Here is a 24,742-nt window from a genome sequence, read left to right on the forward strand (position 1 = left end):
GACCGCACGGATGCCTTTGCTCGCGCCATGCAAAAACCCACTTCCGTCAAAGACGCCCTGGCCGCGACCGGTCCAGCCGAGACGATTCTCGTGCAGGGCTGGGTCCGCACGCGTCGTGACGCCAAGACGTTCTCCTTCATCGAACTCAACGACGGCTCCTGCCTGAAGAACCTGCAGGTGATCGCCGATGCGTCCATCCCGGGCTATGCCGAGGTGGTGCCGAAGATCGCCACCGGCGCGTCGGTGAGCGTGGTGGGCGAATTGGTGGAATCCAAAGGCGCCGGCCAAGCCTGGGAGGTGAAGGCGAGGGAAGTGACGCTGGTCGGCACGGCGGGCGAAAACTATCCGCTGCAAAAGAAGGGGCACTCGATGGAGTTTCTGCGCGAGATCGCTCACCTGCGGCCGCGGGCCAATCTATTTGGCGCCGTCTTCCGAGTGCGCAGCCGTCTGGCGTATGCGGTGCACCAATACTTCCAGGAGCGCGGCTACGTCTATGTGCACACGCCCATTATCACCGGCAGCGACTGCGAGGGCGCCGGCGAACTGTTTCGCGTGAGCACGCTCGATCCGGTGAATCCGCCGAAGACCGAGGAGGGGGGCGTAGATTACGAGCAGGACTTTTTCGCCCGGCCGACCTACCTCACGGTGTCGGGCCAGCTCGAGGCTGAGGTTTTCGCCTGCGCCTTGGGCAAGGTCTACACCTTCGGCCCGACCTTCCGTGCTGAAAATTCAAATACATCGCGCCACGCCAGCGAGTTTTGGATGATCGAGCCCGAGATGGCCTTCGTCGACCTGGTCGGGAACATGGATGTCGCCGAGGATTTTGTGAAATATCTCATCCGCGACATTCGCGAGCATTGCGCGGGTGACCTCGAGATCTTCGGCAAGTTCGTCGACAAAGGGCTGCTTGAGCGGCTCGACTTCGTGTTGGAGCGACCGTTCCAGCGCGTGAGCTACACCGAGGCGATGGACATCCTCACCGCCAGCGGCAAAGAGTGGGAGCACCCGGTGGTATGGGGCGACAACCTGCAGTCGGAGCACGAACGCTACCTCGCCGAGGAACACTTCAAGTGCCCGGTTACGGTCTACAATTACCCGAAGGAAATTAAACCCTTCTACATGCGCCTGAACGATGACGGCAAAACCGTCACGGCCATGGACGTGCTTGTGCCGGGCATCGGTGAGATCGTCGGCGGCAGTCAGCGCGAGGAACGTCTCGATGTGCTGACGGCCAACATGGATCACCACGGCCTGAACAAGGACGACTACAGCTGGTATCTCGACCTTCGCCGCCACGGCACCGTGCCGCACAGCGGTTTTGGCCTGGGCTTCGAGCGCATGCTCATGTTCGTCACCGGCATGGCCAACATTCGTGACGTCATCCCCTTCGCCCGCACTCCCGGCAACGCGGCATTCTGACCCTGACCCGCTCCTTTCACCTCAGCGCTCTCCGTCCGCCACGAAAACCTCCACCTCAGTGACGGCTCCCTCATGCCGCAATGTTCGTAATACGAACATTGGAGATTTGGGAGGTTGATCATCAGAGGGTTGAGTATGCAAAGTTCGTATTACGAACCTTGCGGGAAGGCCTTCGGGTCGAGGGCGGGCGGGGGCTTGGCTTCAGTTGGCGCGAGGTGAGCCGATGAGGGGTGAGTGGTAGAAGACAAGCCGACGGTTTGCATCAGCTTCGAGCCGCGCGACGAGGCGGCGGCCTTGCGCGTGGCCGCGGCCTTGCGCGAAGCCGGCATCGAGGTGGTGCTGAGCTCCGAGGGCGGTGCTGCCGCGGTCGATGGCTGCGACCTGTTTTTGCCCATCGTTTCGGACAACACCCAGACGCAGGCCGCGGGTCGCTTTCGCAACGAGTGGCAACGGGCCGCACAACGCGCCGAAGCGATGGCCGACGACACCACGTTTCTCCTGCCAGTGGTGGTCGACAATACCGCCAATCGTGAGGCGCGGGTGCCGCCGATCTTTCGCGGGCGGCCGTGGTTGCGATTTGAAGTGTGGGGCTCGACCAGTCCGCTCGTTGCGCGGGTGGAGGCGATGCTGGAACGCCGGACGGCCGCGCAAGCAGCGGCGCAGGCGGAGCAACAGGCGCAGGCCGAGGCGCTGGCCCGATCCGTCGTGCGAGCCTGGATCAAGCGCCTGCCGCCGTGGGTTCGACGACTGCGGGTCGTATGGATTCTGACTGTCGTGGTAACGGCTGGAGGGGCGGTCGTGTATCAGGTGCGACGAAGCCCCGCGACGGCGACAGTGTCCGAGTCCACGGCAGACCTGGCGGTGCCGGTCGTGCCGGTGGAGCGGCTCCCCGGGAAACCGCGGTCGCCGGCGGCTTCGGCGGGGACGGCACCCTCATCGAACGCCGTGCCGGTGGCCGCCGCATCCTCGGGGCGAGAAGCGGCTGCGGACGCGACATCAGCGTATTCAATATACCATGACACGAACTCCACCAGGGCACTTGGCGCGGTGGGGTCGGCGCCGCCTCCGCCGGTCGCCGGTGGGCGTGCGTCGGACTGGCTCCCGCAGCCGCCGGTGATGCGAGCGAGTCAGATGGCGCGGCGATTGCCGGATGATGTGGCCGAGGAACTTTGGGCGGATTCGGCGCCGGGTGCGCCGATGGTTGTGGGCGCGGTGGCTTCATCTGGTGCCCCTGGGCCCGAGACGTTGCCGGACAATCCGCCTGCCGCGGTGGTGCGCGAGGTTTTGACGGCCTTGTGGTCAGGCCAGCCGGCAGTTGCTCGCGCGGAGTTGGATTCTACGGTCGAGGGGTGGATCGAGTCCGAAGAATTCACCGGTCCCACCGCATTGTTGTTGGGGCTTTGTTGGGCGGCCGAGGCGGGAGACAAGGGGCTGGAGGGCACGGCTGGGCGATCGCGGGCGGAGGTGTTGTGGTTGCGTGCCTTGGATGAGGTGCTGGCGCGGCGAAAGGCGCAGCCGGATGATCCGCGCCTGGCGTTGGTCGAGGCGCAGGTGCGCGTATTATTGGGCCAGGAGGTGGGCGCGTTGGCGGCCTTGCAGGAGTTTGATGATTCCGTGATCGGGCGGAAGCTGGGGCCGCAGCGTGAGCACCTGATCGTCTGGGCGACCTTGGGCGACTATGCGGCGGTGATGAACGAAGTCGTTGCGCGTTTCCGCGAGGGCAAGGAGCGCTGGACGGGCGTGCGCGATTGGCTGCGCTACGACCGACGTTTTGCGGCGTGGCGGGAGGCGATGGCGGCGCGGGAACGTGGGCGTGAGCGGGCTGGGGGCGGGGCTCAATGAAGGTGCGGTGGCGGGTGCGGGTGGCGGTCTTCCCAGCGTGCTTCCCACGCGGCGGTGTCGATGCGCAGGAGACAGTAAAGTGGGCAGAAACTGAGTCCGCCGGTCAGCCATAGCAGGAACCCGAGCAGGCCCCACCAGCCGATGGATTGCACGCCGAGGAACAGCACGACGCAGCCAAGGACGAACCGGGCCCCGGCATCAAATGATCCTACGTTCTTCTTCATGATTGGGGAGGGGGTTGAACCACAATATACAGCCGTCCGGGATTTGCCGCCGCGCAGCGCTTGGCCTTCGTTGCGTGGAAATTGAAAGCAGTGCCGCCGTGCGAAAGGGTTGCAGCCGGGCGGAGCGCGGTGCAGAGGCTTGCGTGTGACTTTTCCCGACACCCCTCCGGGCGGCGCGGCGACGCGTCTGTTGATGATCGATGACGATCGCAAGATGTGTCGGTTGGTCGGGGATTACCTCGCTCCGCTGGGTTTCGCGGTCACGGCGGTGCACGATGGACCCAGCGGCGTGGAGCGCGCGATCGAATCGGGTGCGGCCTGGGATGCCGTGCTGCTCGACGTGATGTTACCGGGTATGGACGGGTTCGAAGTGCTCAAACGCATTCGTCAACGCAGCCAGGTGCCGGTGCTGATGCTCACGGCGCGCGGAGACGAGATGGACCGCATCGTCGGTTTGGAGGTCGGGGCGGACGACTACGTGCCGAAGACCTTTTCGACTCGCGAACTGTTGGCGCGCTTGCGGGCCGTATTGCGCCGGGCGGTCGCGGCGGAGGAGGCGACCATCGCGCCGGCGAAGGAAGTCGTGGTCGGTGACCTGCGGGTGCGACCGGAGGCACGCAAGGCCGTGCGCGGCGACGCCGTGCTCGAACTCACGCCGGTGGAGTTTGATCTGCTGCTCAGTCTGGCTCGCGCCAAGGGCCGGGTGAAGAGTCGGGAGGCTTTGCTCGATGAAGTGCGCGAGCGGAACTACGACGTGTTTGATCGCTCGATCGACGTGCACATCTCATCCTTACGCAAAAAACTGGGCGACGACGCGAAAGCGCCACGCTACATCCGCACGCTGCGTTCGGCGGGTTACATGATGATCGATCCGGCGGACGCCACCTGATCTATGGCGGCGAAAGTGTTAAGCCGGGGTAAAGTGACGCGCGCCACGGCGGAGATTTCGTCAAACTGTCTTTTCTCGTGAAGCTACGTCTCACCCTTGCGGCCAAAATCGGTCTCTGGTTGATCCTCAACCTGGTGTTGTTGGGGGGGGTGGCGCTCGGCGTTTTGATTTCGACCGGCGGACTCAATGGCTGGATCGAGCGGACGGCGGGAGACCGCTTTCGTGGCGTAGCCGATGTGCTGATGGCGGAGCTCAATCAGGAGGACGCGGCGGGACGTGAGCGTTTGCTCGAAGGTTACGCGGCGGACTATGGCCTCACGTTTGCGGTGTATTACAACGACGGCACGCAGGTGGCGGGACCGACGCGTGAGTTGCCGGAAATCGTCGCCCGGCAGATGCGGCCGCCGCCGGCCGAGAACCGTCCTCCTCGCCGCGACGGCAATCCGCCCCCACCCCGGCAGGGCGATGGCCTGCGGCCGCCACCACCGCAGGCGGCGCCGCCACCGCGACCAGCCGCCAATCGCGGTGAGGTGTTGGGACGCGACGGTCGCATTCTCGTGCGCACGGATGATCCCGCGGAATGGTGGATGGGTGCCCGGGTGCCGGTGACCGTGAGGCCGGGCGGGCCGCCGCGACCGGGCACTTTGTTTGCGTCATCGGAGTCGGCGTTGAGCTTCGGCGCCTTGTTCGACCTGCGGCCTATTTTGTGGGCGGTGGGCATTGTGGTGATCGTTTCAGTCGTGTTTTGGCTGCCTCTGGTGGTCGGGATCACGCGAGCCTTGCGGGCGCTGCAGGTGGCCACCGGGCGAATCGCCGAAGGCAAGTTCGACACCCGGGTGCCGGCAACCCGCGGCGACGAGATTGGGCGGTTGGGTGAAAGTGTGAATGTCATGGCGGCGCGACTACAGATGCTGGTCGATGGTCAGAAAAAGTTCCTGGCCGATGTGGCGCATGAGTTGGGTTCGCCGATTGGACGGCTGCAGCTCGGCACGCATATTCTGGAAGAGCGGGTGCCGGCAGAAATGCGGTCACAGGTCGAAGACGTGCGCGAGGAGGTCGAGCAGATGGGCGCGCTGGTGGGCGAGTTGTTGGACTTCACCCAGGCCGATCTCGGCGGCGAAGCGGTGGCGATGGAGGCCGTGCGCTTGGCGGAGGTGGTGCGTTGTGTGGTGGCGCGGGAAGCGCGCGAGATGGACGTGCGGGTTGCGGTGGCGGAGGATCTCGATGTGTGCGCCAACCTGCGCTTGTTGGAGCGGGCGCTCGCCAACCTCGTGCGCAACGCGAAACGCCACGGTGGTCCGGACGTGCGGCTGGAGATCACGGCGCAACTTGCGGCCGACCATGGCGTGGAGTTGATCCTCGCCGATGACGGACCCGGCGTGCCGCCGGCCGCGTTGGAGCACTTGGGGGAACCCTTTTACCGGCCCGATGCGGCGCGCCAGCGGGAGACGGGGGGCACGGGTCTCGGTCTGTCCATCGTGCGCACGGTCATCGCGGCAATGGGCGGGAACGTGCGGTTCCGCAATCGCAGCCCGCACGGCTTCGAAGTTGTGATCGAGTTGCGCACGGAAGCGGCCGATTTTACGCGGCCTTAATAAAAGCGCCCGCCCGCGTTCACACGGGGCTTACGCGGCTCCGTCATGATGGGCGGCGTGATGAATGAACATATCCTTTGTAAGCGTGCGATGACCGCCCTGTGGATGGCCTTTGGTCTCTTGGCTGGTCTCTATTTGACTGCAGCGATGGCGCGGGCCGAACCGCCGATGCCGCCGCCGGATGGACCCGGTGCAATGGAGCGTCAACCGGGCGAGCGCGGTGAGCGTCCTGACCGCGGAGATCACCCGCCGCACCCGCTCCTGCTGGTGTTTGATACCAATCGTGACGGTCAACTCGCCGCGACCGAGATTGCGGCGGCGAGCGCGGTGCTGCGGGCCTTGGATGCCAACGCCGACGGGCAAATCTCCGGTGACGAGTTGATGCGGGCATTGCCGCCGCCCCGCCGCGACGGACCGCCGCCGCGCGACGCGCGTCAGCACGGCGAATAAGGTCGGACAATCCGGGCATCTGCTTTCAAGGTGATTCCATGGACAGTGCGTCGATGGAACCCCTGGAGTGGAAGCGGCGGTCGGATGCTGAACTGGCGGCCGGCGCGGTGGCGTGCCTCGCGAGGTTGCGCACCCGCCGCACGGTGCGGGCCTTTGCGGCCGACCCGGTGCCACGCGCGGTGATCGAGACGTGTATTCGCGCGGCGGGCACGGCGCCGAGCGGTGGCAACCAGCAACCCTGGCATTTCGCAGCCGTCGGCGACCTGACGGTGAAGCGCCGGATTCGCGAAGCCGCCGAGGCGGAGGAGCGGGAGTTTTACGCGCACCGCGCGCCCGAGGAATGGAAGCGCACGCTCGCCCCGCTCGGCACCAATGCGGAGAAACCGTTCCTCGAAACGGCCCCGTGGTTGATCGCGATCTTTGCGGTGAATGCGATGGTCGATCCGATGACAGGGGAGCGTCGGCAGACCTACTACCCGAAGGAGTCGGTGGGCATTGCAACCGGGTTGCTCATCGCGGCACTGCACGAAGCGGGCCTGGCGACCCTCACGCACACCCCGAGTCCGATGGGATTCCTCAACCAAATCCTCGAGCGACCCGCGACGGAAAAGCCCTTCCTTCTGCTGGTCGTCGGTCACCCGGCGGTAGACGCACGGGTGCCGGTGATCGGAAAAAAGGCCTTGGAGGAGATCGTGACGTTTCGTTGAGCCAAGCTCCACAGACGGGGGCAGGTGATCTTTTGAGCCGCTCTACGCTCTAATTGGGATTGAGCCGGGACCGGGTTTTCGATCCGGTGTTTCTTCCCGCCTGGCCTCGGGATCGACCACCTTCCCTTTGTGGGAAGGCTGATTTTCAATCCCTCACTGAGTCATGCTTGCTGCCCCTTCGGCGTTTCGCGCCGTTTTCGACCGCTCCTTTGTCTTGTGTGCCGTTTGGTTGGCGGCACTTTCCGCGAGAGCGGTTTCGCCGCCGGTCACGGGTCCGCTGCAAACTGATCCAAGCTGGACCGTGGCGGTGGAGCGCGAGGCAACCAACATCAGTGATATTTGGCCGACGGCAGAGGGTGGTTTTTGGGCGGTGGGGGCGTTCCTGCAGGTCGACGACGTGCGGACGCAGGGTTTGGTTAAATTTAATGCCGATGGGTCGATCGACACCGATGTCTCGATTGCCTTTGAGCACTTTAGCAATCTTGCGTGCATCGCGATTCAGCCCGACGGCAAAATCCTCCTGGGCGGCGGGTTTGAAATATCGGCAGAGTCCTTCACGTGGAACGGTTTGGTGCGGTTGAATCCAGACCTCTCGGTGGACACGGCCTTCAAGGGTGGACGGAGCGATGTGTTGGCCCCGGTGAGTGTGCGCAAGTTGGCGGTCGCGGCCAATGGAGACATCTACGTGGCAGGAAGTTTGCAGGTGGGGCTGAGCCGGTCCTATTCGGTGGGGCGATTGAACTCGGCGGGTGAGATTGATCCTTCGTTTTCGCCGAGCTTTGCCAGCGCAGGTGAAAGCGGATTCATCTATGACATGGTGCTACTCGGCGACGATCGGCTGGTGGTTGCTGGCAGATTCGATCGGGTGGATGGTCAGCGGTATCCCTTGGTAGTGGCCTTGGATTTCGCAGGTCAAGTGGTGGAGGGGCAGCAGCTTGGGTTGAGTGACCTTAGCAGCGGCTCGACCGGCTGGCGTTTGAGCCGCGATTCGACGGGTGACGTCTTCGCTGGCGTGACGGGTCTCCAACCTGCGGGCGGCAATCAATATCATGCCTTGGCGAAATTTTTCGCCGATGGAACCGCACCCTTGTTCCAACCGACCCTCGGGGTGGGCGTGAGGGAAATTGCGGCCGATGGAGCGGGAGGGGTTTGGGTTGGTTCGGATGGAAGTCCGACCAACTCGACGATCCATCACTTCGACGCGACGTTGATGGCGACCGAAACCACGATTATATTTCCGCCGACCTACCCGCTCGTGATGTCGGGCTTGAGTGACGGCGGTTTGGTCGTCACGGGCAGCTCATCAGATTCTGATGGCCGGTTATTGAGTGGGCTGAAGGTGGTCGATAACGTGCAGGAGGACCGCCCCGAATTTGATGCGGTTTTTCGCACCTTCGGCGAGGTGAATGACCTCGCGGTTCTATCGCTTGATCGCGTCCTGCTGGCGGGGGACTTCAGATGGATCAACGGCGTCGAACGCCCCTATCTCGCGATGATTGGAGCCGATGGTGAGCTGGTGTCCGGATTCCCGGCTGGCGGCGTGACAACGAACGCTCACGTGGAACACGTCGCGGTGCGGGACGATGAAGAGCTTTACCTGTCGGGCGCCTTCAGTGCTTACGGCGAGCAGCAGGTCGCACCGGTTTTGCGCCTGAATGCGGATGGCGCGCTCGATACCGATTTTGTGCTCAATACCGGCGCGTCGATTGGTGGCGCCCAGACTATGCTGACAGTGGCCCCGGATGGCGGAGTCTTTGTTGGGGGCTGGTTTTGGGATCTCGCTTTGGGAGGTGGACCTGGCGTAGTAAAAGTGCTGCCGAGTGGAACTCAGGACCCTGATTTTCTGTTGCGCACGAATGGGCAATTCCGGCACCAGGCCGCGGTTTACGTGGTCTCGGCGGTGCCGGATGGCGGTTACTACCTCGGTCAATTTGGAGAGTTTAAGCGGGTGACTGCAGCAGGGCACGTGGATACGACCTATCGCGCAGACATGGATGCTATCAGCAACACGGCAGACATCGTGTTGTTCGACGACCACGTGGTGGTCACGCACAGCCAGGGAATGGATTTCTTGGACGCGGCCGGCTCCTCCGATCCGGTGCGGCAGGTGCGTGATCTGTCGTTTAACTGGGGCGCGAATGCTCCCTTGGGGCGCGTCTACCCCGACTCGGATGGCGGCGTGCTGGTGGCGGGCAATCTTCGAATGGGGTCAGGAAACAATCGGATATTTCGCTCGCTGGTGCGCTACCGCAGTGATGGCTCCCTTGATGATTCGGTGAAGCTGGTTGGGGGCGAATTGCTGTCGCCACTTGCCGTGGGACAATTGTCGGATGGGAATCTGGTGCTGGCGAGTTATGGTGTGGTGCGCCGCACGGGCACCTATACGCCGGCGGCACCGGAGGTGGTGGAGCTCTCGTCGGCCGCATTTGTGGACGAAGGTGATGACGTCACGTTGACCGTGGCGGCGGTCGGCGCGGGCGAGCTGAGCTACCAATGGCGCAAGGACGGCGTGGACCTCAGCGACGCGACCTCGGCGACGCTCGTATTGGGCGCAGTGACGGCGGCGGATGCGGCACGGTATTCGGTCGTCGTGACCAACGACCTGGGCTCCGCGGTCAGCGCGCCGGTGCTGGTGGCGGTTGAGCCTTATGTGCCGGCGGAGCGCGCTCTCTTGGCGAGCTCGGCTTTCATCACCTTGGCGCGCGGCGCAACGGCCTACGCGCCGTTCCGTATACAAGGATCGGATACAAAGACGGTGTTGCTGCGGGTGGTGGGCCCGCGTTTGGCCTCGTTCGGTTTTGATGACGCGATGGCGAACCCACGCCTGCGCTTGCTGGATGCGGCCGGAGCAGAGATCGGCATCAACGATGATTGGGGCGAGGAAACGGAAAACCTGGCGGCGGTCGCGTCGGCCTCGACCGCGGTTGGAGCGCTGGCGCTTGAGGCGTCGAGTCAGGATGCGGCGCTGTTCGCCTCCCTCCCGGCTGGAAACTATATTCTGGAGGTCAGCGGTTCGACCGCGGGGACGATTCTGATCGAAGTCTATGATGCCGACGCGCTTTCTTCCACGACACGACTCGTGCATGTGGGATTGGGAACGCATGTTTCGGCGACGGATCCGGTCGCGATGGGCTTGGTGCTGGCTGGGAGCGGCGCGACCACGCGGGATCTGATTTTACGGGCGGTCGCATCCGACCTGACGGTGCCTGGCGCGATTGCGCGTGCCCGGCTGACCTTGTCCCAGGGCGGGACCGTTTTCGCGACGAACGATCGCTGGCTGGTTGGTCGCGATCTGTCGCCGGATTTTGCGGCGGTGGGTGCTCCGCTGTTTGACCAACTCAGTTACGATGCCGCGACCAAGCAGGATTTGTTGGGTGGCGTCTTTTCGGTGGAGTTTGCAGCTCCGGATGCGCAATCCGGCTTCGGGTTGTTGGAGGTCTATGACACCGCGGAGATTTCTCCGCCCACCGCGCCGTTTCTGATTCTCCCGGCTGCTGATGAGAGCGTTGTCGAAGGTGAATCGATCCAGCTCGGTTTGTATGCCGGGGGCACGGAACCACTGTCTTATCAGTGGCAACGGGATGGTGTGGACATTTCCGGCGCTACCTCCGCTGTCCTGACGCTCACCTCCGCGGAGCTCAGTGATGCGGGAAGCTACCAAGTGGTGATCTCCAATGAAGCTGGTGAGCTGACGACGGCAGGTGTGGCCGTCTCGGTGGTTGCCGCTGCGACGCGCCATTCGGCCGACACGGATGCGGACGGTTTCCTGAGTCTGCCTGAGCTCCTGAGGGTGATCGAACTCTACAACACCCGATCCGGAACGCAGCGCACCGGCCGATACCAAGTGGCGGAAGGCACCGCGGATGGTTTCGCCCCGCACACTGAGGTTGCGAATGATGCGCCGCTCTCCCGTTTCCACTCGGCCGATTTCGACCGCGATGGAGCGGTTTCGCTGAGCGAACTCCTCCGCGTGATCGAACTCTACAACACCCGCAACGGCACTCAGCGCACCGGAGCCTACCGGGCGGCGGAGGGGACGGACGATGGATTTGAGCCGGGTCCGGGTTGAGTCTTGCGAGACTTGGAGGGACTGGGTTTTATCTCCGTCCTTCCGGTGCGACCTGGCCATCGTCTCCGGGGTTGAATCTATCTCCCTCATCGATTCCCCGTCATGAAACTCCGTTTTGGCCTGGGCCTTTGGCTCTCCCTCGTTCTCGTTCTTTCGCTCCACGCTCAATCCTTCAGCCCCGCGCAGACGCGGCTGGAAGTCGTGAGCAATCCGATCGCAAGTCCGCTCCCGGTGCGGATCGCGGTCACGACCAGCGGCGGCTTTGATTTGGCCAACCTGTCGGCGAGCGCGGATGTGAATTGGGTCAGCGTTGAGGTGATTCCGGCAGCCGGTGCGGTGGAGTTGACGTTTGCTACGCAGGGGTTGGTGGCCAGGACCAGCGCCGGCACGGTCACCTTAAGCGGTGGCGGCCAGGAGGCGAACATTGCGGTGGAGGTGATCACCTCACTGCTGGACTTGGTGGTATTGCAGGCTGATCCGGTGCGGCCGGTGGTTTACGGGCTGCAGCAGGACGAGGAGGACACGGGAGGTCTCCTGATCTATGATCCGGTGGCGGAGGCGGGAATTGGTTTTCTGACGGTGGGTGAAAAGCCGACCGACATGGCCATCTCGGCGGACGCGGCCGAAGCGATCGTTTTGTGCAGCGCCAGCCAGCAAATCTACGTGATCGATCTGGTGAGTCGATCGGTCGCCGATGTGATCAATCTGCCGAGTTACTCGGAGTGGGGGATCGAAGACAGTGCGGGCAGCGTGTTTTATGGGCCGGGGAATCTGATCTATTACTCGGACGGCGCATGGGAGTCCAACCTGCACGTCCTCGATCGCACGACCGGAGGGGTCTTGCAAACCAAGGCCGTAGGCGTGGGCGATGCGGCGATGTTGCCGGATGGTTCGGCTGTGGTCGGTTGGCATCAGTATGGTTGGACAGCGGGATTGAGCGTCTCCCACGCGTTCTCGGTGCCGGTAAATGCGCAGGGATTGCTGGGAGAAGTGGTGAACACTTCGAACAACATGTCGCGCGATCCCCAGAACACGCCGGCAATACTGACTCGCGATGGCAGCACCGTCTTTCTCAAACAACATGCATACGCGGTCGACGACCTGAGTGTGCCGATCGCCACCTTCGCCGGACCGATTTATGCCGCCAGTGCCAACGGCGAGGTGGTGGCCACCTCCAGTGGGGTGTTTGATACCGCGACCGGGAACGAATTGGTCTCCTTGCCGACGGAGAGTTCGGTTCAAGCCATCACGGCCGACTATACGCGGTTGGTGCTGTTCGACAGTCAGCGGGAGTTGCGGGTGGTGGAGTTGTTGGATGCGCTTTGGACGGTGGATCTCGAGGGCCAGGAGATCTCACCGGCGGATCGCTCGGCGGTCACGCCTCCGGCGGCGTTGACCTGGATCGGGTTGCCCGGAGTGGATCAGTATCAGGTTTATTTGGGCACGAGTGCTGCCGAGGTGGACGCGGGGACGCCGGAGGATGCGGTGTTCGTCGGGACCGCTACGGAGGGGCGTCTGGAGCTCGGTGAAACCCTGGCCTCCAATCAGACTTATTATTGGCGCGTGGATGCGGTGGTGGGCGACGAAATCATTCGGGGCATACAGCGTAGTTTCTTGGTTTCTTTGGTGGCACCGACCGTGCGGCGGATTGATGCGGCGACGGTGCAGGCGCATTCGGACTACGTCGTGGTGATCGACTTGGAGGGGGAGAGCGATGGGTTGGCGTGGAGTGCATCCAGTGCCGATGATTGGGTCAGCTTCACGGCGACCAATGGGGTGACCCCGGGAGCGCTCGAAGTGCATTTGGACGCTTCGCAACTGGCCGCTGGCGCGCATGAATCGGCGATCTTGTTGACGCATGACGATGGAGAAGTGTCCCTGCCGATTTATTTTACGGTGGATGAGATGGTGGTCACACACCTGCGTTCTGATCCGGCCACCGCGCTATCTTATGCGATCAGTGAAGACAGCTCCCAAACAGTGCCGCGGGCCTATCTTTTGGAAATCGATTCGGAGGCGGAGACGATCTTGCGCGCGGTGCGGGTGGGGCAGTCGGTGACGGACTTCGAGCTGCATAATTTGGAAGGACGAATTTATGTTACCAACTGGGGTCCGGGCTTCATTGTCGCCGTGGACAAAGCGACCATGCGGCAGGTGCGGTCTTACGGTTTCGCTCCTGGATCGAGCTACACTTACGGTGATGGCGACCCTTACCGGGTGGCCGCCGGTGGTGCCGGACGAATCATCGTTGAAGCTGAAGATCAGTGGGTGGACATGTTCCTGGTCGACACCCTTACGGGGGAAACCTTGGTCGAGAGAAATGTGCGTGAGGGAGGCGGCGTGAGCACGGCCGGGGGACGCTACTATTACCACGGCGACAGCAACAGCAGTGGCGCGACCCTGCAGCGCTATGATCTTTTGGGCGACAAATTCACCCAGTTGGCGAGCAAGCGAGTGGACTACGTGAGTTACTACGGTTCTCGCAACGTGGTCGGCTCCGACGACGGGTCCCGCATCTTCTGGAACGGGGCCGTGTTTACGGCGAGTTTGGAAGAGGAGTGGGCCTTGGACGCCCAGGTCTATTCGACCAACGCCGACGGCAGTTTGGCCTTTGGTCGCGACATGGTATTTGACGTCGAAAACAAAACCGTCGCCTACGCGATGCCGACTTCAACGACGGTCAGCACCTTCAACAATACCAGTGGCAAGTTGATCGTGCCGCAGAACGGTTCTCTGGCCTTTTATGACCTTTCTGTCGGGGTGCCGTTGGTGGCGCCAGAACTCAGTGCCGTCGCGTTGTCGAATACACAGGTGCAGCTGACGTGGACGGATCACTCGCTCGAGACCTCCTTGACCTTGCAGACAAGGCAGGCGGGTCAGGACGAATGGACGGTGCTGCAAACGCTGGATGGCAATGTGGTCACCTTCACTCATTCCGGGTTGAGCGCGGAGACGAGCTACGACTATCGTATCCGGGCCAACACCAGTTCGGAGGCTAGTGACTGGAGTAACGTCGCCAGCGTCACGACTCCGCCTGCCCCGCCGTCGCGACCCTCCATTACGGAGCTTTCGCGGATCGCCGATAACAACGTCCTGCTTCGTTGGAATGCGTATGGAGAGGTGGATCAAGTGGTGGTCGAACGCCGTGGGCCTAACGAGAGTGAATTCGGAGTGATTGCGACGCTGGACGCGCCCGCGGAGGCGCAATTCACCGATACGGACCCCAAGATGAACGATGCCTACTACTACTACCGGATCCAAACGATCCGGGCAGGGCAGGTCTCGAGCTACAGCTGGGAGTCCTATGTCAATATCCCCAGTCTGAGCGCACCCAGTGGTGGAAGCCTTTATGAAAGCTTCTACGTCAACGAGGGCGCTTCCAACACCTGGTGGGTGTCGATCTATGGCAACCCCTACCCGACCATTCGTTGGTATCACAATGGCATACTCCTGCCCGAGCAGACGGAAGCACGTTTGGAGCTGACCAACATCGATATTCTACAGGCCGGCACCTATCACTACGAGTTGAGTAACTCCACCGGTAGCTTCCGCAGCAATGACATGGTGCTCACCGTGAACGCGGCGGCCGATCCTCTGACGGGTAGCCACAATTACCTGCGCCATGGTTTCGAGGCGGGCGGATTGATGCGGATTCGCAGCACCTTCTCCTACGTTGGCGCGGTTTCGAGCCTCGGCTGGCAAGTGCTCCTGCCCGACGGTTGGTCCTACGTGTCGACTGATCCCGGCGCGGGGGCGGATGTGAGCCCGCAGGTGGGACAGACCGGCTATCTGGAATGGGCGTGGTTTGAAGCCCCCCCGAGTGGAGATTCCTTCACCTACACGCTCGCCGTGCCGGACGACGCTGCGGTGGCGGCGGAGTTTGCGGGGTTGGTGCTCGGCACCAAGAACAACAGCGCGTTGCAGTCGCTCTTGCGGCCCGATCCGCTTACGGCTCCTGAGGTCCCGTGGCATCACAGTGCGGATACCAATCGCGACGGCGCCATCGGCTTGAGTGAACTGCTGCGGGTGATCGAGCTCTACAATACTCGCTATGGCTCCACGCGGACCGGTCGCTATCAGACCAGTGAAGTCACTTTGGATCGATATGCCACCGCGCCGGAAACACCGGCCGATGTTGCAGTCAACCTGCCTGATTTCCACTCCGCCGACTCCGACCACGATGCATCGATCTCGCTGTCGGAACTGCTCCGCGTGATCGAACTCTACAATACCCGCAGCGGCACCCAAAGGACGGGCGCCTATCGCGCAGCAGTCGGAACGGACGATGGGTTTGAGCCGGGCGGGGAGTAATCTCAACAAATCCGGCTGTGGAATCGCTATCATTGATCCGGGCGACGCTCGCTTGCCGGCATTGGCGCTTGCGGGGGTTGCTGCTGGGTCGTCAGGATGCACCTTACGCTCCGCGTCTGGCCGGCCGAGTGACGTCACCAACCTTGATTTGATAGAATGACCAGTTGCTTTACCGGCGATCGGCCCGGATTGACGGGCGGTAGCGCATTGCGCAGTTTATACGGCAGTTTCGTAATCCTGTTTGCTTTTGGATTTGTTCCGGTTCGGACCGCCCTCGCGGTCGAAGTGAGGCCGCCTGAGTTTGCGGAACTTGTCCAAGTGTCTGACTACATCATTCGGGCAAAAGTCGCGGCCAAGGAATGCGTCTGGGAGGGGACGGAACCGCACCGACAGATTTTCACGTTGTTTACGATTGATGTTCTGGAGACTCTCGCCGGGCAGGCACCCGAGCCGTTGGTGCTAAAAACTCTGGGGGGAGAAATCGGCAACGAAAGCATGCGGATCGAAGGCGTGACCGAGTTGGCGGTGGGAAGCGAATACGTGCTGTTTGTGCGCGGCAATGGGCGTCAGTTTTTTCCCTTGGTCGCGATGATGCACGGCATGTATCCGGTTGTTCGTTACGATGATTCTGATGGTGCCGTAGTTGCTCGGGCGAACGGAGATTTGCTTCGCAGCACCGCGGAAGTCGCCGCGCCACTCTCGCATGCCGAAGCGGAAGCCGATGCAGCTGAGGCAGCGTTGCCGCCACTTACGGTGGAGCAATTTGCTCAGCAAATTCGCGCGGCGGCAGAGGAGGGTGCCCAATGAACCGCTTGTGGCGCGCTACGATTCGTTGGTTGGCTTTGGCGGTGGGGATGCCTTGGGCCGTGTCGGCCTACGATGTGGTGACCGGCTCCCGGGAGGATTATGTAGTAACGTGGGAGCTTGGGGAAATCCGCATGGATGTATTGTTGCCGACTGACCAGACCTTCAGTGACGGCACCAATCATCGCACCAGTATCGTCGCGGCGATGGAGGTTTGGAACGCGCAGGTGGGATTGGTGCAATTTGCGCCCAACGTGGGGGCGCCAGGGGACTACGGGGTTTGGAACGGAAATAACGAAGTCGTGATGGACTCCACGATCGATGGCTACGAATTCGATCAATATACCTTGGCCGTGGCGGTTTCACGCAATCGGGGGGATCGCCGGGTTGAATCGGATGTGATTTTTAACTCCGCCTGGATCTGGGACTCCTACCGGGGGGCGTTGCTCGAGACGGCTCAGGACATTCGTCGAGTTGCGATTCACGAACTGGGTCACGTGCTCGGTTTGCTGCACCCCGATCAGGCGAACCCGCCGCAACAAGTGACGGCGATCATGAACGCAGTGGTCTCCGACCTCGATGGATTGCAGGAAGATGACATCGCCGGCGCGCAGTGGTTGTATGGTCCACCGGACTTTCGGCCATCGAACGACGATTTTGCGGATGCAGAGCAGATCGCCGCTGGAACAGGTGGCGCGACAGTCACGGGAACGAACATCGGCGCTACGCGGGAATCTGGCGAACCGGACCACGCTGGAATAACAGCCGGTCGGACGGTCTGGTGGAATTGGACCGCGGGTGAAACCGGCACGGTTACACTGACCACCGAGGGCAGTAATTTTGATACAGTGATGGCGGTCTACACCGGACCGACAGTCGATAGTCTGGTTTGGGTGGCCTCCAATGACGACGTCGTCATTGGCGATGTTCGCACCAGCGCGGTCACTTTCAACGTCGTGACCGGCACGACCTATCACATTGCGGTGGCGGGATGGGAGGGGTTGACCGGCCGCATTCGACTCAACGTCCTCGGCACGATCAATGCCGGTTTCCCGCGCATTGTGCTGCAGCCGCGCAACGTGACGGTGGGCGCTGGCGGGACCGCTCGGTTTTTCACCGAAGCTGCCGGTGACGGTCCTTTGTCCTACCAATGGCAAAAGTCCTCCGGAGGCGGTTGGTTGAACTTGGACGACGGCGATCGTTACAGTGGCACCCAAACCACCGCCTTGGCCGTTTTTGGCACCGAGACCTTGGTGGGCACTGAATACTTCCGGGTGTTGGTCTCCAATGCTCACGGCTCGGTGGCCAGTGAATCGGCCCTTATGACCGTGGAGGAAACCCTGCCTGTCATCACCGCTCTTTCCGACGACACCACCGTGCAGCAGGGCGCCACGCTGCAGCTGCGCGTGACCGCGGAGGGTTCTCGCTCACTGGATTATCAATGGTATCTCAACGGGGCCGCGGTGCCGGGGAGCGAAGGGAAGTTCGCCAACTATTTTCGATCCAATGCCCAACCTAGGCACGCTGGGTTCTACCGGGTGAAAGTCTCCTCCGACCTGGGCTTTGCCTGGTCGGATCCGATCGAGGTCACGGTGGATTCTGGTCCAGGGATCGTGCGGGCTTCCGGGACATATTTTGTCCGCTCGAACGGGCAGTTGATGTTCATGACCGGCGGAGGACCAAACCGCGACAGCAACCGTGGAACGGTGGTGTTTCTGGATCGTTCGGCTTCGACCCTGCACACGATTGATGTGAACAACGATCTGACGTTCTACGACCCGGTCCAAGGCCAGTTGGTGGTGTTGGCCGGAAACGCGGCGCTTTCGGCCTCGGCCGCGATCATCGACCGCGATGGTTCGGTGTTCCGGAAGAACTCAACCTCCAACAACAACCTCTCGCTCGTCGCTGATTTGGTTCAGGACTACGCGGGGGGCTACAATGCGTCATACTTGGACGGATACGGTCAGGTTTGGCGTCTCAATCGGTTTGTCCCGGAAGGGCGCGAGCTGGTCGTCGACGGGGTCGTGAAAATGGCGCATCACAATGCCTCCATACTCCTGCTGAAGGCGGATGGCACCGTGTTGATTTGGGGGAATAATGGCGCGGCAGATTTTAATGATCCGACTGATTCCGGACTCACCGATGTCATCGACATTGCCACGGGGGACTACCACACCCTGTTCCTCAAGGCCGACGGGACACTGTGGGGATTTGGAAAGAATGCTTATGGTGAGATCGGTAATGGAACCAAGGATACCGTGACCACACCGGTGCAGATGGCGACCGATGTCTTTGCGATTGCCGGCGGGGAAAGGGAAAGCGTCTGGATCAAGCAAGATGGTTCACTTTGGGGAACCGGACAGGCGGCGCGCTTGGCGTTGGACACGACCGAATACCCGACTCGCCCCGTGTGGCTGGCCGATGGTCCACTGGAGGCACCGGTTGCGCCGACCGGAGTCGTTGCTTCTGACGATGTTCCACTGGAGGTGGTGCGGGTGAACTGGGACCCAGTGGTGGGGTCGAGCTTTTATGAAGTGTGGCGTTCGACGACCGACGAAGTTGGTTCGGCCCGGTTGGTGCGCGGCCGGTTGGAGGGCACGCTGTTCCTCGACAGCCAAACGGTTCCCGGAATTACCTACCACTATTGGGTGCGAGCGGTGAATCCGGCTGGGGCGAGCGTCTTTTCCGCCAGCGATAGCGGTCTGCGCAATCGTCTCGCACCGGTTTTCAGCCAGCACCCGCAATCGATTGATACCTTGGCGGGTCATGATTTGCAGTTTTCTGTCGAGGTCACCGGCAGCCCCGATCCGGTCCTGCAGTGGCAGAGCCGGACGGCGGGAGCAACCGAATGGTCTGACCTCACGGAAACCGAGACAATCAGCGGCGTGGATCAAGCCGTGTTGCGATTGGCGTCGGTCGGAACGGAATGGACCAACACGGAACTTCGGTGTGTCGCCACCAACTCTGCGGCCAACGTCGTGTCTGGTGTGGCTGAACTTCAGGTCGCGGGACCGTCCCGTGTCCTGACGGCCGGCGGCGCGTCGGCGATCCACTTTGTTACCGCCGATGGCACCCTCTGGGGACGTGGATGGCGCGTGGGGGATGGCACCAGCGAATATCGGCCCTATCCGGCGCGAATCATGGCGGGGGTGGTTGCGATCTCGGTGCGCAACGGGACCCAGCTTTTCCTCAAATCGGACGGCACCTTGTGGGGGCTGGGCGACAACGCGAAGCAGCAGCTGGGCGATGAGCTGCCGGCGGAGGTGTTGTCGCCGATCCTGGTTGCGGAAGAGGTGGTCTCAATGTCTGCCGCGCGCTACTTCATCACTTACCTCAAGGCGGATGGCACCCTTTGGATTGCCGGTGAGAGCGTGCTCGAGTCAGACGGTGTGGTTAGGGTTCTCGATGCGGCGCGCCAAGTCGCGACGGATGTGGTGAGCGTTTCCGCTGCCGAGACCCATTGCTTGTTCGTGAAGTCCGATGGCAGCCTATGGGGCGGGGGCAGCCAGCGCCTCGGCCAGTTGGGCAACGGAGTCGATCTCAACGAAGGCACGCTCGGCGCGGTAAAATTGGTCGATGGCGGGGTGGCCGCCGCCGCCGCCGGAGGCTTGTTCAGCACCTACTTGACGACCGCCGGCGAACTCTGGGGAACCGGGAGCAACTACAGCAACCTGCTGAGTCCATCCACGACGCCGACGTTTACGTCGCCGGTGTTGATTGACGACCACGTGGTTCACATGGCGGCCGGACGGCAGCACCTCTTGTATCTCAAAGAGGGCAACGAACTTTATGGAAGCGGTGATGCCCGGGGCGGAGTGCTGGGTTTGCCCGATGTTTCGAGCGGGTCGAAGCAACTGCTCCGCACCGATGCCGTCGGCGTGTGGGCAGGGGCTTTCCGTAGTCTCTACTTGGATACCAATGGTGTCTTGCGAGGCGCGGGCAACAATTGGGGTTATGCCCTTACGGCCGACGAGGTCACCGAAGTGACCGATTTCATCCCCCTTGCGGGAGGAACGGAGGGAGTCGCGCTGCCACCGAATGCGCTGCGGATCGCCACCGACCCATCGGGCCACCGGATTGAACTGAGCTGGGTGCCGCAGGCCGGGGACGGCACTTATCAAATTTGGCGGGGAACGAGTGCAGAAATGGCAGAGGCGGACCTGCTTGAGCCCGCTTGGCGGGCGCCCCGCTACTCGGACGCCCCTCCGCTGGGTGGTGTGGATTACCACTACTGGGTGGTTTCCGTGCCACTGTTGGGCGAGGCTCGGGAACCCGTCGCGGCGACCGGAGAGCGGTTGCCGTTGCGCGCCTTATCGGTGGACTCCGAGTTCCTAACAGCCGCCGTGCAGGGCGAGGTCCTGCGTCTGGCGGTCACGTCGGACACCGCTTGGTCGGTCGCGGAAGCGGCCGACTGGGTCAGCGTCGAACCGGCCCAAGGCGAGGGTAGCGGTGAAATCGCCATCACGGTCGACTTCAATGAAACGGAGGCCGGCCGGGAAGTGGACCTTTTGATCAACGATGTGGCGGTATCGGTCTCCCAAGCCGCCAACGTGGGAGGAGCCCCTTCCTTTTTGCGGCAACCGCAGTCGGTGGTGATGGCGCTGGGCGACACCATTGCTTTCGAAGTCGAAGTGCTGGGCCTGCCTCGTCCCACTTTGCAATGGTATCACAACGGCGAGGCGATCCCGGATGCGACGGGTCCGGTGCTGCGTTTACCAGCTGTGGCCTCCGCGGATCAAGGCGACTACACAGTCGTTGCCTTGAATTTGCACGGGAGCACGTCGAGTTCGACGGCTCGAGCCACTTTGCTGGACGCCACGGGTCGTTTCGTCGCTGGGCACGAAACTTTGGCCGATTTTGTGCAGCCGGGAGGGAGTGTTGAGATCGTGAATCTGCTGAGCGTTCCCGCGGATGGAGTCGAATTCGTGCGGTGGTCGGTTCTGCTGCCCGCGGGTTGGAGTTTTCTGGCGGATACGGCCGGTCTCTCGGTCGAAGATCGTCCGGCTGCGGGCCAGGCGGAGCTGCTGGAATGGACCTGGAACGCTCCGGCCGGCGAGACGCTGGGCTTCTCCTACTCACTCCAGGTGCCGGACGGTAACGCGATCGATGGGTCGTTGGTCGCTTACGTTGAAGTCACGCTCGATGGCGAGTCGGGAGCTGTGTTGGCGCAGCCGGATCCCTTGGTCGTCGAAGTGCGTCCCGCGTATCATAGCGCCGATACAAATCGAGACTGGCGTTTGAGTCTCAGCGAACTGCTGCGGGTGATCGAACTCTACAACACCCGATCCGGAACGCAGCGCACCGGCCGATACCAAGTGGCGGAAGGCACCGCGGATGGTTTCAATGGCGACAGCTCCTCGGCCGATGGTGCTCCACTCGAGCTCCCGCGGTATCACTCGGGCGACTACAACCGCGACGGCCATTTCAGCCTGAGTGAACTACTCCGTGTCATCGAACTCTACAACACGCGTGCCGGGACGACACGCACCGGCACGTATCGGGCGGCGGAGGGGACGGATGACGGCTTCGCGCCGGGAGAATCGTGATGCGTTCAATATCGTTTTGGGGCTCGATAATTGAGACCGCCGCCTTCGGGTTGATGATAGGAGCGGTGGCCACGTTTGCCGGCGCGCAGGAACCGACACTGGTGCGGGTCGATCGGGAATTTTCGGCGGCGTTCGACCTTGTTGGCGCCACCCTCAATGCGGTGGCACCGCAGCCGGACGGGCACGTGATCGTGGGTGGCTCGTTTGCGGCGGTGAATGGTGTTTATCGGCGAAATCTGGCGCGGTTGCGTCCGGATGGTTCGGTGGACGAATCGTTTTTGGCCGATCTCCACGCGCCGGCCAACGTGCTCTGTGTGGCGGTGCAACCGGACGGGAAAATCCTGGCGGGAGGCTTCGACCGCACCCCGCAACTACCCGGACAGATCCTGCCGTTTGTGCGTCTCCTGCCCGATGGCACGAAGGACGACTCATTCGACGCGCGCAGTGTAAACCTCAACGGAGCCCAGGCCATCGCGGTGCAGGCGGATGGGCGCATTGTGATCGCGGCGGCGGGAAGTGTGTTCCCGCACAAACGATTGCTGCGACTGGAGGCGGATGGCACGGTGGACCCGACTTTCGTGCCGGCCGGCGAATTCGATGGCGAAGTGCGACAGGTGCGGGTGCTCGCGGATGGGCGCATCCTGGTTGGGGGTGGGTTTCTGCAAGTCGGCCAAGTGGCCGTGCCCAACCTGGTCCTGCTGACCGCGTCCGGCGCGCTCGATCCCGATTGGGTGGCCCGGGCTGACCTGGGTTGGGTTTCCGATCTGGCGGTGCGACCGGACGGACGGGTGATGGCCACGGTGGGCAACGTGCCTTACCTGCGGTGCCTCGAACTTACCGGCGCCGACGCGGACGTCTGGCAAGCGAGCGGCAGTTTCAACGCGCCGGTTTCGGCGGTCACCCTCACGGAAGATGGACGCATCGTGGTGGGTGGATCGTTTACGCAACACGGTGCTCGTGCCGTTTCGCGGTTGATGCGTTTCGAAGCCGACGGCCGGATCGACCCGACGTTTCAAGCGGCCGCAGTGCTGCCGTTCATCAGTCATGTGCTGGCTCTGCCGGACGGAGCGGTCTGGGCCAGCAACAGCGGGAATCGGGGGCGGCAGATTGCGACTTTCACGGCGGGCGGCGGGCTCAGCATGGCGAGCAGGGGTGAGCTTTGGCAGCCGGGGTCCGTGCGCGATGTGGCTTTCTTGCCGGATGACCGAATCCTGGCGGTGGGCTACTTCGATCGCGTCAACGGGACGGCGACGACCCGGATCGTGGAGCTGCAAAGCGATGGTGCGTTGGAGCGGGGGTGGGGCCTGGGATTGGACGGCACATTCAACCGCGTGTTCACTTTGCCCTCGGGCAAAGTTCTGGCGGCGGGAGGAACCAATTCGCTGACTCACGGACCGTGCGTTCGCTTCCGGGCGGATGGGTCGATCGACGAAACTTACAACTCCTTGGCTGCGGGCCTGAGTTATGTTTACGATGCCGTGTTGCTCGACGACGGCCGACTGGTGGTGGTGGGTTTCGATTCTTCGGGAAACTGGCGCGTCGTGCGGTTGGCGGCGAACGGATCGCGCGACATCACGTTCCGTGGCGATCTGGTCTTCGACGATCAGGCGACGCGAATCAAGCAACAGAACGACGGCCGCTTTGTCGTGGGCGGTCGGTTTCGCAATGTGAGTGGACGGTCGATCAAGGGACTCGTCCGACTTGAGGCGGATGGCGAGATCGACCTCACCTTCGGCGAGACGGATGCCGCGGTCGGCGAACTGAACGATTTGGCGCTCATGGACGACGACCGGATCGTGCTCGCCGGCGGTTTCAGTCTGTATCAGACGGCGACTGAATTCCGGCCTTATTTGCACGTGCTCTCCGCCGATGGGAAAGCGCCGTCCGATCTTCCCGTGATCGGTGGCGACTTCTACAACTTTGCGCTGCGTGCATTCCCGGATGGATCGATTTGGGTGGGCGGGCATGGCCCGTTGCGAAGTGTGCGACCGTCGGCGGAAAGTCCCGCCGGTGACTTGCTAACATTGGATCGAGGCAACGCCTTGGTTTATCTGATCGCGCCGTCGCCGGACGGGAAAGTTTATATTGGCGGGGATCAGAATGCGGCTGCGAGGGGGTTGGAACGACTGCAATTCGTCGCCCTTCAGCGCGTGGATCGAGTGCGCGCGGCCCATGGCATTCTCCGTTCCCGCGTTCGCGAGGATGGGACGATCACGGTGAACAACGCGGTGCATCACGACGGAGACGTGGCGACCCTGCGGTGGGAGGTGTTTCTGCCGAAGGGGTGGGTGCTGGTCGCGAGCGATGCTCCGGCGGCAACGATGGTGCCTACTTTCGGGACGACGGATTTAGCGGTCTGGGAATGGACGAACCCGCCGGCGAGTCCTTTTCAATTCACCTACGACTTGAGCGCTCCGCCGTTCGAGGAGCATCCCGCGGAAGGTTTACTCCGTGCTTTGATTGGCGGCGTGGGGAGCGACGGCGAATTCCGCACCTTGGCGGAGGGCGCTGAACTTTTTCTGCCGACGCGACCGCTCTGGCATGCGGCTGATACGAATCGGGACTTCAGCATCAGCCTTTCCGAGCTGCTGCGGGTGATCGAGCTGTATAACACGCGGCACGGTTCGCAGCGCACGGGTAGGTATGCGATGGATACGTCGTCGTTCGACGGTTTTGCGACCGACACCACGGCAACCGGGCCCGCCGTGCTGGGGCGTTATCACACGGCGGACACGAACCGCGACGGGCAGTTGTCGCTCGGCGAGTTGCTACGGGTGATTGAACTCTACAATTTCCGTGGTGGCAGCACGCGTATCGGAACCTACCGTCTTAACCCCGATAGTGCGGATGGCTTTGAACCGGGGTTTGACGGCAGTCTGTAGCGGG

The 24,742-nt window shown here is 62.5% G+C and carries 12 protein-coding genes; 11 read left to right on the forward strand and 1 reads right to left on the reverse strand.

All coding sequences use genetic code 11. The annotated features are described in order from the left end of the window. Positions 1 to 27 precede the first annotated feature (27 nt). Entirely contained in the window at positions 28 to 1,419 is a 1,392-nt protein-coding gene (asnS, locus tag AC0MRV_RS02240) for an asparagine--tRNA ligase (protein ID WP_472762795.1), read from the forward strand. Between the two features lie 234 nt (positions 1,420 to 1,653). Continuing rightward, positions 1,654 to 3,261 (forward strand): TIR domain-containing protein, encoded by a 1,608-nt coding sequence (locus AC0MRV_RS02245; protein ID WP_472762796.1) that lies wholly within the window; start codon positions 1,654 to 1,656, stop codon positions 3,259 to 3,261. Here the strand turns inward: AC0MRV_RS02245 and AC0MRV_RS02250 are convergent. Beyond that, a complete protein-coding gene (locus tag AC0MRV_RS02250) occupies positions 3,255 to 3,485 on the reverse strand; it encodes a YgaP family membrane protein (protein ID WP_472762797.1) in 231 nt (76 codons plus the stop codon). The two genes, AC0MRV_RS02245 and AC0MRV_RS02250, sit on opposite strands and share 7 nt — an antisense overlap. Before the next feature lie 145 nt (positions 3,486 to 3,630). Here AC0MRV_RS02250 and AC0MRV_RS02255 point away from each other — a divergent pair, with 145 nt between their 5' ends. The 9 genes from AC0MRV_RS02255 (at position 3,631) to AC0MRV_RS02295 (ending at position 24,738) form a co-directional block, all read left to right on the forward strand. Next, positions 3,631 to 4,374 carry a response regulator transcription factor gene (locus AC0MRV_RS02255; protein ID WP_472762798.1) on the forward strand — a complete coding sequence of 248 codons (744 nt, stop codon included), beginning with the start codon at positions 3,631 to 3,633 and terminating at the stop codon, positions 4,372 to 4,374. A 77-nt stretch (positions 4,375 to 4,451) separates the two neighbouring features. Next, positions 4,452 to 5,969 (forward strand): sensor histidine kinase, encoded by a 1,518-nt coding sequence (locus AC0MRV_RS02260; protein WP_472762799.1) that lies wholly within the window; start codon positions 4,452 to 4,454, stop codon positions 5,967 to 5,969. 90 nt (positions 5,970 to 6,059) lie between these two features. Next, entirely contained in the window at positions 6,060 to 6,419 is a 360-nt protein-coding gene (locus AC0MRV_RS02265) for a hypothetical protein (RefSeq protein WP_472762800.1), read from the forward strand. 38 nt (positions 6,420 to 6,457) lie between these two features. Further along, positions 6,458 to 7,126, forward strand: coding sequence for a nitroreductase family protein (locus AC0MRV_RS02270; protein ID WP_472762801.1), 669 nt, complete (start codon positions 6,458 to 6,460; stop codon positions 7,124 to 7,126). Between the two features lie 163 nt (positions 7,127 to 7,289). Further along, positions 7,290 to 11,195, forward strand: a complete 3,906-nt coding sequence (locus tag AC0MRV_RS02275) for an immunoglobulin domain-containing protein (RefSeq protein WP_472762802.1) — start codon at positions 7,290 to 7,292, stop codon at positions 11,193 to 11,195. A 102-nt stretch (positions 11,196 to 11,297) separates the two neighbouring features. Further along, complete coding sequence (locus AC0MRV_RS02280; protein WP_472762803.1) at positions 11,298 to 15,506, forward strand: hypothetical protein; 4,209 nt, start codon at positions 11,298 to 11,300, stop codon at positions 15,504 to 15,506. 156 nt (positions 15,507 to 15,662) lie between these two features. Further along, the gene (locus AC0MRV_RS02285; protein ID WP_472762804.1) at positions 15,663 to 16,313 is read left to right on the forward strand and encodes a hypothetical protein; all 651 of its coding nucleotides are present in this window, start codon (positions 15,663 to 15,665) and stop codon (positions 16,311 to 16,313) included. After that, on the forward strand, positions 16,310 to 21,856 hold the full coding sequence (locus AC0MRV_RS02290; protein WP_472762805.1) for an immunoglobulin domain-containing protein: 5,547 nt from the start codon (positions 16,310 to 16,312) through the stop codon (positions 21,854 to 21,856). Before AC0MRV_RS02285 ends, AC0MRV_RS02290 begins: the two co-directional genes overlap by 4 nt. Before the next feature lie 65 nt (positions 21,857 to 21,921). Continuing rightward, on the forward strand, positions 21,922 to 24,738 hold the full coding sequence (locus AC0MRV_RS02295; RefSeq protein ID WP_472762806.1) for a hypothetical protein: 2,817 nt from the start codon (positions 21,922 to 21,924) through the stop codon (positions 24,736 to 24,738). Positions 24,739 to 24,742: the final 4 nt, after the last annotated feature.

The sequence above is a fragment of the Actomonas spartinae genome (assembly GCF_051209155.1).
GTDB lineage: Bacteria > Verrucomicrobiota > Verrucomicrobiia > Opitutales > Opitutaceae > Actomonas.

Coding starts and splice junctions, on each gene's coding strand:
- asnS (WP_472762795.1), top strand. CDS start 28: ATGCAAAAACCCACTTCCGTCAAAGACGCCCTGGCCGCGACCGGTCCA.
- AC0MRV_RS02290 (WP_472762805.1), top strand. CDS start 16,310: ATGAACCGCTTGTGGCGCGCTACGATTCGTTGGTTGGCTTTGGCGGTG.
- AC0MRV_RS02265 (WP_472762800.1), top strand. CDS start 6,060: ATGACCGCCCTGTGGATGGCCTTTGGTCTCTTGGCTGGTCTCTATTTG.
- AC0MRV_RS02275 (WP_472762802.1), top strand. CDS start 7,290: ATGCTTGCTGCCCCTTCGGCGTTTCGCGCCGTTTTCGACCGCTCCTTT.
- AC0MRV_RS02250 (WP_472762797.1), bottom strand. CDS start 3,485: ATGAAGAAGAACGTAGGATCATTTGATGCCGGGGCCCGGTTCGTCCTT.
- AC0MRV_RS02285 (WP_472762804.1), top strand. CDS start 15,663: ATGACCAGTTGCTTTACCGGCGATCGGCCCGGATTGACGGGCGGTAGC.
- AC0MRV_RS02270 (WP_472762801.1), top strand. CDS start 6,458: ATGGACAGTGCGTCGATGGAACCCCTGGAGTGGAAGCGGCGGTCGGAT.
- AC0MRV_RS02280 (WP_472762803.1), top strand. CDS start 11,298: ATGAAACTCCGTTTTGGCCTGGGCCTTTGGCTCTCCCTCGTTCTCGTT.